Genomic DNA, 13,789 nt, shown 5'->3' with positions numbered 1-13,789 from the left:
CCAGCTCCCCCCGCCGCGCAGCTTTGTCCCCTGCTCGCGAGTTTCAGCTCGCCCTCCCCTTTGAATTGTGTGAGCGCGGAGCGTCATCACCGCACCCTTTTCGCCAAAATCCACGCTACCTTTGCCATCGAAAAAAAGGCGAAAATGCGGCTCATCACCACCAACCACCCACGACCGCGACGCATCCCCGACATCTGGTGTCACGGATTCTCGCGCTATCTCGGCAGGCAACTCACCCCCGCCGAGAAAATCGTCATATCCGCCCTCGAAAAAAGCCGCAACGCCCGTCCCACACCCCTCCTCATCATCGACAGCGGACATCACGACTCACGCCCCATACTCCGCGCCTATCAAAACTACCGTCTCGCCACCTCACCACAGGGCGCTACAGCCCTCCTGTGCACCCCCGACAACCCCAAAAAGACCCGGCGCATACCACGTCTGCGACACATCACCTACCGGCGCATCGAAACCGTCCGAGGCTCCACCCCCTCATTCATGCTCCTGCTCGACGCCCACCTCGCCCGCACCTACTCACCCCTCATACGCGACACCCGCAACTTCCGCCGCGTCTGCTCCACCCTCTACCCCATCCTCGACCCCTCCGGCTTCCTCGTCATCCACCTGCGGCTCGACCCCTGGTCACCCTACGGCTGCGACACAGGCCACATCACCCGCCTCACAGTCACAAAGACTCCCCCGCCCGAATCACCGCCACCCGTCACAGTCATCACCATCCCCGTCATTGTCCGCATCGTCCCCCTCCTGCACACACTCATTGACGACAAAAAAAGAGAAGGAGCGCATCCTCCTTCTCTTTAGCGGTACGCCGTGCTCCGCAGCCCAAAGCTAAACCGCACGGCAAGTGTTCATTGACGTATTTATCTAAACCATCGGCCCTTTAGAAGTGATAGTAGAAGCCGAGCATGAGGTTGTTGGAGTTGAGGTCGAGGCCCCAGTTTTCGGGAGTACCGTTGCGCTTGGCGGGACGGTTGCCGCTCTGATAGCCAAGGAATCCGACGTGGGCCACAAGACTGAAACGGTCAGAGACATTGAAGGCTACGCCTGGACGGAGGCCGATGCCATACTCTACGGCACAGTGTCCGTCGGCGCGTCCGATGCCGAAGTCTACGCCACCGTCGACGAAGAGGTCGACACGGTCAGAGCTGAAATAGGTGTAACGCGCATAGGGATTGACCTTGAATACGGTCAGCTTCTGGTCGCCGGTCTTCTTGTAGGACACTCCGAGCACAGCACCGAGCGCGAAATTGTCGGTGACATTATAGCCGAGCTCGGGGAGCACGGTGACCTGAGTGGTCTTAAGTCCGCTTACTTCATGGGTGGTGCGTCCGAATGTAACCTGACCACCCGAATACCATGATCCGCTCTGAGCCGAGGCTCCCAATGCTGCGACGGCCATGACGGCCATAAGTAAAAACTTCTTCATAATTGTGAGGATGTTAATTAATTGTGAGGATTTTAGTTAATGACTGTTCACTTGTCAAAACGTAATTTCACCTTTCTAAACAACCTCGGGATTAATAAAGTTGAAGAAAAAGCAAAAACTTGTCATTGTTTTTTTGTAATTTTGCACTTTAAAACTGAAAAACTGACAATTAAACAATTATCACCTTATATGGAAGAAATAGCCTCAAAGTATGATCCCCGCGCAGTGGAGGATCGATGGTATGCCTATTGGATGGACCATAAACTGTTTCACTCCGAGCCTGACGCCCGCGAGCCGTTCACTATAGTGATTCCCCCGCCTAACGTCACAGGTATACTCCATATGGGGCATATGCTCAACAATACTATCCAGGATATACTCATACGCCGTGCCCGTCTGATGGGCAAAAACGCGCTGTGGGTGCCCGGCACCGACCATGCGGCCATCGCTACCGAGGCCAAGGTGGTCAACAAGCTGGCCGCCGAGGGCATCAAGAAGAGCGACCTCTCGCGCGAGGAGTTTCTCAAGCATGCCTGGGAGTGGAAAGAGAAGCATGGCGGTATTATCCTGGAGCAGCTCAAGAAACTTGGCGCGTCGTGTGACTGGGACCGCACCGCTTTCACCATGGACGAGATCCGCTCCAAGAGCGTGATACACGTGTTTGTCGACCTTTACCGCAAGGGCCTGATATATCGCGGCAAGCGTATGGTCAACTGGGATCCCAAGGCCAAGACGGCTCTGTCGGACATCGAGGTTGTGTACAAGGAGGAGCACTCCAAGCTCTACTATCTGCGCTACAAGATTGTCGGCGAGGAGGGTTATGCCATCGTGGCAACTACCCGTCCCGAGACCATCATGGGCGACACGGCGATGTGTATCAACCCCGAGGACCCGAAAAACCAGCATCTGCGCGGCAAGAAGGTAATCGTGCCCCTGGTAGGCCGCGAGATCCCCGTAATCGAGGATACTTATGTGGACATCAACTTCGGCACAGGCTGTCTGAAGGTGACTCCGGCCCACGACATGAACGACAATATGCTGGGCGAGAAGCATGGCCTGGAGACTATTGACATATTCAACGACGACGCCACCATCAGCGAGGCCGCCGGCATGTATGTGGGCATGGACCGCTTTGCCTGCCGCGAGCAGATAGCCAAAGATCTGCAGGAGGCAGGTCTCATCGAGAAAATCGAGGAGTATGAGAACAAGGTGGGATACTCGGAGCGCAATCAGGACACCGTGACCGAGCCGCGCCTGAGCGACCAGTGGTTTCTCAAGATGCAGCATCTGGCCGAGCCGGCCCTGGCTTCGGTCGAGGAGGGCGTAATCAAGTTTGTGCCCGAGAAGTTCAAGACCACCTATCGCCGCTGGCTCACCGACATACGCGACTGGTGCATCTCGCGTCAGTTGTGGTGGGGCCACCGCGTGCCGGCCTATTATCTGCCCGACGGCTCGTTTGTAGTGGCCGAGACGGCCGAGGAGGCTCTCGAGCTTGCCCGCGAGAAGGATGCGTCGCTCACAGCGGCCGACCTGCGTCAGGACGAGGATTGCCTCGACACATGGTTCTCGTCGTGGCTCTGGCCCATCTCGCTCTTCAACGGCATACTCGACCCCGACAACGAGGAGATAAAGTATTACTATCCGACATCCGACCTCGTGACCGGTCCGGACATCATATTCTTCTGGGTGGCCCGCATGATTATGGCCGGATATGAGTACATGGGCAAGCAGCCTTTCAACAACGTATATTTCACCGGCATCGTGCGCGACGAGATAGGCCGCAAGATGTCAAAGCAGCTCGGCAATTCGCCCGACCCGCTCGAACTCATTGCCGATTACGGAGCCGACGGTGTGCGCATGGGCATCATGCTCGCCGCTCCCGCAGGCAACGACATCTTCTTTGACAAGAAGCTGTGTGAGAACGGACGCAATTTCTGCAACAAGATATGGAACGCCTTCCGTCTGGTCAAGGGCTGGGAGGTAGACCCGACACTCGAGCAGCCGTCAAGCTCGGCCACAGCCGTGAAATGGTTTGACAGCCTGCTGAGCCGTTCGATCGAGGAGGTCAATGACCTGTTTGACAAATATCGCATCTCGGAGGCATTGATGGCGGTGTTCCGCCTGTTCCGCGACGAGTTCTCGTCGTGGTATCTCGAGATGGTCAAGCCCGAATATCAGAAGCCTATCGACCGCGCCACCTATGAGGCGACTATCGGATATTTCGACTCGCTGCTGCGCATGCTGCATCCCTTCATGCCGTTTATCACCGAAGAGCTGTGGCAGCACATGGGCGAGCGTCGCGAGGGCGAGTCAATCATGTATGCCCCCATGCCCGTAGCCGGCGAGGTGGACGAGGCTCTGCTCGCCGCTGTGGAGAAGGCCAAGGAGATTGTAAACGGTGTGCGCGGAGTGCGTGCACAGCGCAATATCCCCAACCGCGAGCTGCTGACCCTTCTCGCTATCAACGAGAAGGTGGAGCTGGCCGACGTGATAGGCAAGCTCGCCATGCTCGAGAAGGTGGAGACAGCTACCGAGAAGGACCCTGCGGCCGCTTCGTTCCTGGTGGGCACGACCGAGTTTAACGTGCCTCTGCTCAACAATATCGACATTGAGGCCGAGAAGACCAAGATAGCCAAGGAAATCGACTATTACGAAGGCTTCAAAAAGTCAGTGGAGAAGAAGCTCTCCAACGAGCGTTTTGTGGCCAACGCACCGGCGGCTGTAGTCGAGGGCGAGCGCAAGAAACTCTCTGACGCCGAGACCAAGCTCGCGGCTCTGCGCGAGACTCTCGCATCGCTGGCATAAGTGAATATATAGCCTTGTGGTGACGGGGGCAGCCCCCTGTCACTGCAAGGATATGTATATAAGCCTTGTGAAATGACAATCCAAGCCCGGGCGTCGGCTGACGTCCCATGGCCCGAGTGCGGTTAATGATTTTTGATACTTATTTCATCGAACCAAAGATTCATGCTTGATGTAATTATTATAGCGGTAGTCGTGGCGGCGGCCGTGATGGGTTTCCGAAAGGGATTCATCGGTCAGTTGGGCTCGGTGGCAGCCATTATCATCGGAGTGGTGGCATGTCGCCTGTTTGGTCCGCAGGTCACCGACATGATTATGCCCGCCGACCAGGGCCCCGAGGTCAACTCGATGTCGAAGTATGCCTATTCGATACTGGCCTATGCGGGAGTGTATATCGTGGCATATTATGCCGTGATACTCATAGCGCGCCTGCTGCGCACGGTGACCCACACTCTGCTGCTCGGTCCGCTCGACCGTATGGCCGGCGCGGTGGTGAGCATCGTGAAATGGCTCCTGGCCCTGAGCGTGGCTCTCAACCTCTATGTGATAATCGTATCGGGCTCCGACCTCGGCTCACGCTCGCGTCTGGGCAAGGAGACGGTGCAATTTATAATGGAAATCGCCCCCGCGGCATGGGGGGCGTTTACCCAAAACTTTCAAGAAGCACAACATGGAAGCTAACAAACACGATAACGACGAAATACTCAACAACGCCACGTCGGGCGAATACAAGTATGGATTCACGTCGGACATCGACACACATATCATCCCCAAAGGTCTCAATGAGGATGTGGTGAGATTTATCTCGGCCAAGAAGGGCGAGCCGGAGTGGCTGCTCGACTTCCGTCTCAAAGCATTCCGTCACTGGCTCACACTGCCCGTGCCCGAATGGGCTTATCTTGACATTCCCCCCATCGACTTTCAGGACATCAGCTATTATGCCGAACCGGTCAAGAAGGAGGGCCCCAAGAGTCTTGACGAAGTGGACCCGCAACTGCTCGACACGTTCAACCGTCTGGGCATACCGCTCGAGGAGCAGAAGGTGCTCTCGGGCATGGCTGTCGACGCCGTGATGGACTCGGTGAGCGTCAAGACCACCCACCGCGAGAAACTTGCCGAGAAGGGCATCATATTCTGCTCCATCTCGGAAGCCGTAAAGGATTATCCCGACCTGGTGAAGAAGTATCTTGGCTCGGTGGTAAGCTATCGCGACAACTTCTATGCCGCACTCAACTCGGCCGTGTTCTCCGACGGGTCGTTTGTCTACATACCCAAGGGTGTGAGATGTCCTATGGAGCTGTCGACCTACTTCCGCATCAACGCGGCCGGCACGGGACAGTTTGAACGCACGCTCATAGTGGCCGACGACGACGCCTATGTGAGCTATCTCGAAGGATGCACGGCTCCTATGCGCGACGAAAACCAACTGCACGCGGCCATCGTGGAAATCATAGTCGAGGACCGTGCCGAGGTGAAGTATTCGACCGTGCAGAACTGGTATGCAGGCGATGCCGAAGGGCGAGGTGGCGTGTATAACTTCGTGACCAAGCGAGGACTGTGTCGCGGCGACCACTCCAAACTGTCGTGGACTCAGGTGGAGACCGGATCGGCCATCACATGGAAGTATCCCTCGTGTATACTCAAGGGCGACTATTCGCGCGGCGAGTTTTACTCCGTAGCCGTGACCCGCAACCGCCAGCAGGCCGACACGGGCACCAAGATGATACATCTCGGCAAGAACTCTACGTCGACCATTGTCTCGAAGGGTATTTCGGCCGGATATTCCCAGAACTCTTACCGCGGACTGGTGAAGGTGGCTCCCGAGGCTACCGGCTGCCGCAACTACACGCAGTGTGACTCGCTGCTCATGGGCAGCCACTGCGGCGCGCACACTTTCCCCTATATAGACATTCTCAACGACACTGCCATAGTGGAACATGAGGCCACGACGTCGAAGATCTCGGAGGACCAGCTATTTTACTGCAATCAGCGCGGCATTCCCACCGAGGAAGCCGTTGCCCTGATAGTCAACGGCTATGCCCGCGAGGTGATGAACAAGCTGCCGATGGAGTTTGCCGTCGAGGCTCAGAAACTACTCCAGATTTCACTGGAGGGAAGCGTCGGGTAAAAATCAATTAGTAATTAGCAATTAGTAATTAGTAATTGCTGATGTGAATGACTATTGATTTCTTACCTCTCATTAAATTGCTAATTACTAATTGCTAATTACTAATTGCTAATTGCTAATTGCTAATTACTAATTACTAATTGAACCAGATGGCTGCTCTTTATCTGATACCGTCAACGATGAGCGATGCGCCCGTAGGGAATGTGTTGCCGCCTCTCAACATAGAAATTATCCGTGAGATACGTCACTATGTGGTGGAGAATGTGCGCACAGCCCGAAGGTTTCTGAAGCGTTGTGACCCGTCGATTGACATCAATACACTGACATTCACCACTCTCGACGAACATACCGACCCGGCCGAGGTGCCTGCCATGCTCACGCCTATAGCCGAGGGCCATTCCATCGGTGTCATCTCTGAGGCCGGCTGCCCTGCCGTGGCCGACCCGGGGTCAGACCTTGTGGCTGTGGCTCAGGAGCGGGGGGTGAAGGTGGTGCCTCTCGTGGGCCCGTCGAGCATACTCATGGCTCTGATGGGCTCGGGATTTAACGGACAGTCGTTTACCTTTAACGGCTATCTGCCTCACGACGGACGTGCCCGCGCCGAAAAACTGCGCGAGATGGAACGCCTCATCCGCTCACGCCGCCAGACTCAGATATTTATCGAGACCCCCTATCGCAACAACCGTCTCATAGCCGAACTGTGCTCATCACTCCCCTCGGGCATCAAGCTATGCGTCGCCTCTGACATCACAGGACCGGGACAGGAAATAATCACACTGCCACTCTCAAAATGGGCCAAGCGGGAATATAACTACGACAAAATCCCGACAATATTCCTGCTCTACAGTTGAGGCCTTATTAACAAAACCACAGAAAAACCGTACCACGAATATGCGCCGCAAATATAGCCCGCCTCCACAGCAACCAGGACTCTTTGACAGGGTTGACGATTTCAGCGAACGTCTCGACAGTGGTTTTGAAATAATACCGCCCGAGAAGATGGAGCACATCGCCAAGACCTATGCCCGGCCTACGATTATCGACGAGCTCCCCCCGCTCGAGGCCTCCGACAAGGTATTTTTCATGAGCTTCGGAAGCGGCAGCAGTGGCAACTGCGCATATATCGGCGACCGCAAGAGCGGATTTCTCATCGATGCGGGCATAGATGCCAAGAAGGTGACATCATCGCTCGTGGCCAACGGCATCACCATGGACCGTGTGGCCGGAATCATACTCACCCACGACCATCACGACCACATCTCACAGGCCTACTCGCTGTTGCGTGCCAACCGCCACATGAGGCTCTACTGCACGCTGAGAACGTTTAACGGCATACTGCGCCGCCATAATATATCTCGCCGCATCAAGGACTATCACACTCCTATATACAAGGAATTTACGTTCAAAATCGGAGGATTTGAAATCACACCGTTCGAGGTGATGCACGACGGGTCGGACAACGCCGGCTTTCACATCACCCACGGCGACCGCGCCATCACTGTGGCCACCGACCTGGGCTGCATATCGCCGCGAGTGGACCATTATATGCGTCTGGCCGACACTATAATCATCGAAGCCAACTATGACCTGCATATGCTGCGCAACGGTGCCTATCCCGAACATCTCAAGGCCCGCATTGTGGCTGACAACGGCCATCTCGACAATGCCGTGACCGCTCGTTATCTCGCGCTGATACATTCAGAGAAGATGCGCAATATCTATCTCTGTCACCTGTCGCATGACAATAATATCCCCGAACTTGCACTCGAGACTGTGAGCGATGCCATTGACACCGTACGTCAGCCCGAGGCTGCTCCTCTGCGCATCATCGCCCTACCCCGATATGCGGTGACGCCACTCTATTCTTTGTAGTTTATAGAGTCTAAAGAGTTAAAAAAGTTAAGATAATAGCTCGGTTGAAATTAGTTGACAACAGAGCTATTATCTTAACTTTTTTAACTCTTTAGACTCTATAAACTACAAAGGCTCAAAGACCTCCCTTGGTGGAGATGTCACCGCCCTTGGCCGGAGTGGACGAGGGGATGAGGCCGCGGTTGCGCAGGAGAGCGTCGACCGAAGGCTGATGTCCGCGGAAACGCACATAGAGCTCCATGGGGTCTTCGCTGCCGCCCATCTCGAGGATGTTTTCCTTGAAAGAACGTGCGGTCTCAGGGTCAAATACACCCTTCTGGGCAAAGAGTTCAAAGCCGTCGGTGTCGAGGACTTCGGCCCAGAGATAGGTGTAGTAGCCCGAAGCGTAACCGTCACTGCCAAACACGTGTTTGAAGTAGGGTGAACGATAGCGGTAGGCTATCTCCTTGGGCATGCCGAGACGGTCGGCCACCTGCTTTTCAAAGGCATCGACGTCGATGTTGTCGCCCTCGGCGGGATTGACAGCACCCCATGCGAGGTCGAGCAGTGCAGCTCCGGCAAGTTCGGTAGTTGTGAAGCCCTGATTGTGGGTCGAAGCAGCCTGGAGCTTGTTGATGAGTTCGGCGGGTATCACTTCGCCGGTCTTGTAGTGGAAGGCAAAGTCCTTGAGCAGTTCAGGCTCCATGGCCCAGTGCTCGGTGATCTGAGAGGGAAGCTCTACAAAGTCACGGTCGGTGTTGGTGCCCGACTGGGAGCGGAGCTTGGCGCGGCTGAGCATGCCGTGAAGTCCGTGGCCGAACTCGTGGAACATGGTCTCGACCTCATCGACAGTCAGCAGAGCGGGAGTGTCGCCGGCAGGGCGTGTGAAGTTGCCCACATTATATACGATGGGACGCTGCACGGTGCCGTCGGCATCGGCAAACGAGCCGCGAAGCTCGTCCATCCATGCGCCCTGACGCTTGGTGGCACGGGGGAAGTAGTCGGTCATGAAGACGGCCACATGCTCGCCGCTCTTGGCGTCGGTGACGTCATAGACGATGACCTCGGGATTGTATTTGGGAGCGTCGGGCATCTCGGTAAACTTCACGCCATAGAGCTTCTCGGCGAGGGTAAAGATGCCTTTGCGCACATTGTCGAGGGCAAAATAGGCACTTACCTCGTTCTCATCGAGATCGAATTTTTTAGCGCGTACCTTCTCGGCATAGTAATAATAGTCCCATGGCTCGATGGTGATATTCTGACCCTCGCCGCGGGCATAGTCGGTCATCTCGACAATCTCTTCCTTGGCGCGGTTGACAGCCGGGGTCCATATCTTCATGAGCAGGTCGGTGGCAGCCTCGGGAGTCTTGGCCATGACATTGTCGGTCATATAAGAGGCAAAATCCTTGTAGCCGAGTATGGCGGCCTTGCGGGCGCGGAGCTTGACAATCTCGCCGATGATGGGACGGTTGTCATAGGGGGCCTGAGAGGCAAGGTTGATATATCCCTTGTACATCTTCTCGCGCACGGCACGCGAATCGGCATACTTGAGCACGGGCAGACGGCTGGGGGCGTGGAGTGTGAACACCCACTTGCCATCCTTGCCGCGCTCCTTGGCCTCGGCGGCCGCTGTGGCCACGATGCCGGCGGGGATGCCGGCGAGGTCGGCCTTGGAGTCAACCACAAGCTCAAACGAGTTGGTGGCGGCAAGAAGGTTTTTATTGTATTTCAGGAAAAGGTCGGTCAGAGCCTTGTTGACCTCCATAAGAGCATCCTTGTCGGCCTGGGAGAGAAGCGCGCCGTTGCGGACAAAATCCTTGTAGGACAGCTCGATGGCACGTACTTCGTAGGGTTTGAGGCCCAGTTGGTCGCGCTTGTCGTAGAGTTTCTTTACGCGCTCAAACAGGCGGGGATTCATCTTCACCTCGTCGGAAGCGGCCGACACGAGCGGATAGATTGTCTCGGAAAGCTCCTGCATCTCGGGAGTGTTGTCGGTCTCGCAGAGCGAGCCAAAGACTCTCATGACCTCCGAGAGCAGTTTGCCCGACTTCTCCATGGCAAGAATGGTATTCTCAAATGTAGGCTCGGCCGGATTTTCGGCTATAGCCTTGATTTCACCACGCTTGATTTCCAGGCCCTTGTTGATGGCCGGCAGATAGTCGGAATACTGTATCCTGTCGAAAGCAGGGATTTCATACTTGGTGCCGTAAGGCTCCATAAACGGGTTGACCCGCTGTGACTCTGCATTCATTGCTGTCGGGATTGTGAGCGCGGCCGTAAGGAGGGCGGCTCGGATGAGTGGTTTCATGTTGATAAAAACTAATTATAGATTTAAGTGTTGATGAGTTACTTGTCGGTGTGAGATGGCGGTTCGTCAAACACAAATGTTGTGAGCAACGGGTAATGGTCGCTCGAAGTCACGTCGCCACGCTCGATGTCGACCGCCTCCATATCGCCACCATAGAGCACATGGTCGATGCGGAAATAGAAACGGTTGCCATGATAGGTTATGGTTGGTCCGAAGGCGTTCTGAGCATATGCGTCATGCATGTCGTCGCCCTTGATGGTGCGGACGGCATAGCAGCCCTGTATGTCGTTGAAGTCACCGGCCACGATGAAGTCGCCCCCTATCGAGTCGATGGTCTTACGGATGAAACGGGCCTGGTCGGCACGCTTGTTGAAGGCAATGGAGAGCTTGTCGATGAGCTGGTGTTTCACATCCTTGAGCTCCTTGGTCCACTGCCGCTCGCTGCCGGGGGCCTTTTCAAAAAGACTCTGATAAAGCTCCTTGTCGGCCATGCTCAGTCCTATCGACTCGAGATGCACGTTGAAGAGTCTGACAGTGTGGCCCATGATGTTAAACTTGAAGAGAGCCATCCTCACGTCCATGGGCTGCGGGATGGGAATATTTTCATACTCGAAGGGGTATTTTGACAGCACCGTGAGCTGATTGTTGACATTGACCACACGATAGGGGTAACGCGCGTCGAGAGCGCGCACCTGCTCGGGGGTGATGCGCCACAAAGGCCACGACTTGATAAACTCCACCTCCTGCAGACTCACGATGTCGGCATCGGTCTCGAGGATATAGTCAATGGTGGCGTTGCTCTCAAGGTCGGGCACATTGCCGCGGAAATCCCAGAAGTGGAGCACATTGTAGGTGAGAAATGTAAACGAGCGCGATTTCTCTTCGGGGGTAAGCGACGAGGAGCCTATGTTGAGCGGCGAATAATCGAGCAGCGAGGGGATAGAAATCACCCAGGTGACCACGGGTATCCACGCATATCTGCGCTTGACAAACAAATCGACTGCAAGCACCAGCACTCCGGCGATCAGAAGCCCCGGAAGCATCATGCTCACAAGAGCCGGGATGACAAAACGGCCCGGGTCGACATAGCCCCCATAGGCACCCACAAGGGTTACCAACGCCACAAGTACATTCACAACAAACAATATGGTGGTGAGAGTGGCTTTGGTGGGACGTGTTACAAAATGATGAAAACGAGAATTTGTCATGTTCTTTTTTGCAGTTAAAAAATCAGGGCCGACCTGATTCTTTAATGGTTGTGTGTGTAGTTAAATGATGAATGGAAGACAGTGTCGGCTCGGCCGCACTTCAAGCCCGTTATTCTTTTAACATTTGACTTTACACTTTTAGCTATGAGGATCTCTTAATTTAACTTTATTTAATTTTTCGGCTTACACTAAACAGGCGGTCACGCTCGGATGAGGTGAGCGAGGTGTAGCCCGACTTCTTTATCTTGTCGAGGATAGCGTCAAGTTCGGCACGCTCGTCGGCAGAGAGTCCCGTGCCTGATGATGACGAAGACGAAGGGGGTTCGGCCGGAGTGTGACGCCGTGACGGACGACGAAATGAGAGTTCGTGCCCACGCTTGATCCACAGGCCGTAGAACACACCGGCTATCACGCCCCCTATATGGGCTATCTCTCCGCCGGCGTTGCTACCGGTGACACCCACGAGCACCAGCACGATGGTGACGATGGCTATCCACTTGACCGACACGCTGCCTATGAGCAGCAGATGCATCTTGAAATGAGGCATCAGTATGGCCACAGCCGTCACGACGGCTATCACCGAGGCCGACGAGCCTATGAGAGAGCCATATGAGCTGTGAAACATCGGCAACACCATGTAGCCCAGCATGAACAGCACCGCTCCGGCCAGACCTCCGCAGAGATAGAGCGTCAGCAGACGGCGCGATGAGGCCGTCATCGTGAACATTGTGCCGAACCAGTAGAGCCACAGCATATTGAACACGACATGAAGAAGGTCGTATTGCGCGAACATGTAGGTCACAAGAGTCCACGGACGCGTCAAGAAAACGGCCGGCGACGAAGGCAGCTCGACCTGCGCAAGCATCAGGTCGATGTAATCGGGTCTGCCAGAGAATACAAACACTATGGCGATGAGGCGCAGCAGCACGAAGACGGCCACGTTGACCCACACTATCTTCATAAGTGTGGAGGATTGCCTGAATCCTGTGCGCAGACGATCAATAGCCTCCATAACCGCCCCCTCCGAAGGTGCCTTTTTTCTTCCAGTAATATATGATGAGGAAGCCGAATATCATGCCTCCGAGGTGGGCGAAGTGGGCAATGCCGTCAGAGCGTCCGGCCGATTCGCTCAGACCGATGAGGAGCTCTATGGCTATCATGCCGGCCACCATCCATTTGGCCTTGACAGGCACGGGGACGAAGAAGAGATAGAGGGGCGCATTGGGATACATCATGCCGAAGGCCAGAAGGATACCGTAGATGGCACCCGAGGCTCCGATGGTCACGAATATATTGAGCCACTGCGACACCTGCTCGTGATAGAGCGGCGAGGTGAGTATCTCGCGGGCCTCGGGGAAATCGACCCCCACACTGTTGGCGAGCATCGGGGTCAGAGTGTTTTCCCACGTAAGCATCCAGGTAAACTCCTGAACGAGTCCGGCACCGATGCCGCACGACATGTAGTAGAACAGAAAACGCGCGCTGCCGAAAGTGCGCTCAAGCACGGTGCCAAACATCCATAGCGAGAACATGTTGAAAAAAATGTGGGCGAAACCTCCTGTGGAATGCATGAACATATAGGTGACAAACTGCACGGGGTTGAAGCCTGAGGCCGTGAAATAATGCAGTCCGCCAAACTCCTCGAGCCTCGCGCCAAGCCGGCCGGGCAACACAAACATGGCCAGCCACACGATGAAGTTTATAATAATGAGGTTTTTGGTCACAGGGGGTATCTGACCGAAAATCGAGCCTCGCGTATTCATTTTTCAGAGTTGCTTATGTGATGTATATTTTTTTTGAATTACTTATTTCGCACAAAAGTACGAAATACGAATGACAAGACATCTATTATTAATACTTTTTGACATGATTTGGTTCAAAAGAGATTTCATTGTTTTAACATTTATTATCCGTCCACGTTCAGAGCAGTAACTATTCAGCGGACGCGCCGATGTAGTCGCCGTTTAGAAAAGGGCGAGGATTGCGTTGTAGGGCGAGTTGCCGTGCTTCTTGGTTGTCTCGACGATTGAATGCAGATCCATAAA

At 54.8% G+C, this 13,789-nt stretch carries 11 protein-coding genes; 6 read left to right on the top strand and 5 right to left on the bottom strand.

Annotation, left to right across the window (positions count from 1 at the left end; all coding sequences use genetic code 11):
• A partial coding sequence (locus QGT73_RS15150; RefSeq protein ID WP_280122983.1) for a hypothetical protein occupies nucleotides 1-822 on the top strand: 822 nt, incomplete at its 5' end.
• A gap of 79 nt (nucleotides 823-901) precedes the next feature.
• Here QGT73_RS15150 and QGT73_RS15145 read toward each other — a convergent pair.
• Entirely contained in the window at nucleotides 902-1,447 is a 546-nt protein-coding gene (locus tag QGT73_RS15145) for an outer membrane beta-barrel protein (RefSeq protein WP_280122982.1), read from the bottom strand.
• 189 nt (nucleotides 1,448-1,636) lie between these two features.
• On the opposite strand from QGT73_RS15145, the gene QGT73_RS15140 reads away from it, so the two are divergent.
• From QGT73_RS15140 to QGT73_RS15120, 5 genes are all read left to right on the top strand, one after another.
• Nucleotides 1,637-4,252, top strand: coding sequence for a valine--tRNA ligase (locus tag QGT73_RS15140; protein ID WP_280122981.1), 2,616 nt, complete (start codon nucleotides 1,637-1,639; stop codon nucleotides 4,250-4,252).
• Nucleotides 4,253-4,414: 162 nt separating this feature from the next.
• A complete protein-coding gene (locus tag QGT73_RS15135; RefSeq protein ID WP_280122980.1) occupies nucleotides 4,415-4,930 on the top strand; it encodes a CvpA family protein in 516 nt (171 codons plus the stop codon).
• A complete protein-coding gene (gene sufB, locus QGT73_RS15130; protein WP_280122979.1) occupies nucleotides 4,920-6,377 on the top strand; it encodes a Fe-S cluster assembly protein SufB in 1,458 nt (485 codons plus the stop codon). Before QGT73_RS15135 ends, sufB begins: the two co-directional genes overlap by 11 nt.
• Nucleotides 6,378-6,526: 149 nt before the next feature.
• Nucleotides 6,527-7,228: an SAM-dependent methyltransferase gene (locus QGT73_RS15125; RefSeq protein ID WP_280122978.1), complete on the top strand. Its 702-nt coding sequence runs from the start codon at nucleotides 6,527-6,529 to the stop codon at nucleotides 7,226-7,228.
• A gap of 40 nt (nucleotides 7,229-7,268) precedes the next feature.
• On the top strand, nucleotides 7,269-8,249 hold the full coding sequence (locus tag QGT73_RS15120; protein ID WP_280122977.1) for an MBL fold metallo-hydrolase: 981 nt from the start codon (nucleotides 7,269-7,271) through the stop codon (nucleotides 8,247-8,249).
• A 115-nt stretch (nucleotides 8,250-8,364) separates the two neighbouring features.
• Here QGT73_RS15120 and QGT73_RS15115 read toward each other — a convergent pair whose 3' ends face one another.
• The 4 genes from QGT73_RS15115 to QGT73_RS15100 form a co-directional block, all read right to left on the bottom strand.
• A complete protein-coding gene (locus tag QGT73_RS15115; protein WP_280122976.1) occupies nucleotides 8,365-10,536 on the bottom strand; it encodes a M3 family metallopeptidase in 2,172 nt (723 codons plus the stop codon).
• A gap of 38 nt (nucleotides 10,537-10,574) precedes the next feature.
• On the bottom strand, nucleotides 10,575-11,744 hold the full coding sequence (locus QGT73_RS15110; protein WP_280122975.1) for an endonuclease/exonuclease/phosphatase family protein: 1,170 nt from the start codon (nucleotides 11,742-11,744) through the stop codon (nucleotides 10,575-10,577).
• A 166-nt stretch (nucleotides 11,745-11,910) separates the two neighbouring features.
• The gene (locus QGT73_RS15105) at nucleotides 11,911-12,756 is read right to left on the bottom strand and encodes a rhomboid family intramembrane serine protease (RefSeq protein ID WP_280122974.1); all 846 of its coding nucleotides are present in this window, start codon (nucleotides 12,754-12,756) and stop codon (nucleotides 11,911-11,913) included.
• Entirely contained in the window at nucleotides 12,743-13,507 is a 765-nt protein-coding gene (locus QGT73_RS15100) for a rhomboid family intramembrane serine protease (RefSeq protein ID WP_123618298.1), read from the bottom strand. Before QGT73_RS15100 ends, QGT73_RS15105 begins: the two co-directional genes overlap by 14 nt.
• Between the last annotated feature and the right edge of the window lie 282 nt (nucleotides 13,508-13,789).

The organism is Duncaniella muricolitica (assembly GCF_910574735.1).
Taxonomy (GTDB): Bacteria; Bacteroidota; Bacteroidia; order Bacteroidales; family Muribaculaceae; genus Duncaniella; species Duncaniella muricolitica.
The sequence above is the reverse complement of the archived record's forward strand: the minus strand, read 5'-3'. Positions and strand labels throughout refer to the sequence as shown.

Coding starts and splice junctions, on each gene's coding strand:
- QGT73_RS15105 (WP_280122974.1), bottom strand. CDS start 12,756: ATGGAGGCTATTGATCGTCTGCGCACAGGATTCAGGCAATCCTCCACA.
- QGT73_RS15140 (WP_280122981.1), top strand. CDS start 1,637: ATGGAAGAAATAGCCTCAAAGTATGATCCCCGCGCAGTGGAGGATCGA.
- QGT73_RS15120 (WP_280122977.1), top strand. CDS start 7,269: ATGCGCCGCAAATATAGCCCGCCTCCACAGCAACCAGGACTCTTTGAC.
- QGT73_RS15125 (WP_280122978.1), top strand. CDS start 6,527: ATGGCTGCTCTTTATCTGATACCGTCAACGATGAGCGATGCGCCCGTA.
- QGT73_RS15135 (WP_280122980.1), top strand. CDS start 4,415: ATGCTTGATGTAATTATTATAGCGGTAGTCGTGGCGGCGGCCGTGATG.
- QGT73_RS15110 (WP_280122975.1), bottom strand. CDS start 11,744: ATGACAAATTCTCGTTTTCATCATTTTGTAACACGTCCCACCAAAGCC.
- sufB (WP_280122979.1), top strand. CDS start 4,920: ATGGAAGCTAACAAACACGATAACGACGAAATACTCAACAACGCCACG.
- QGT73_RS15145 (WP_280122982.1), bottom strand. CDS start 1,447: ATGAAGAAGTTTTTACTTATGGCCGTCATGGCCGTCGCAGCATTGGGA.
- QGT73_RS15115 (WP_280122976.1), bottom strand. CDS start 10,536: ATGAAACCACTCATCCGAGCCGCCCTCCTTACGGCCGCGCTCACAATC.
- QGT73_RS15100 (WP_123618298.1), bottom strand. CDS start 13,507: ATGAATACGCGAGGCTCGATTTTCGGTCAGATACCCCCTGTGACCAAA.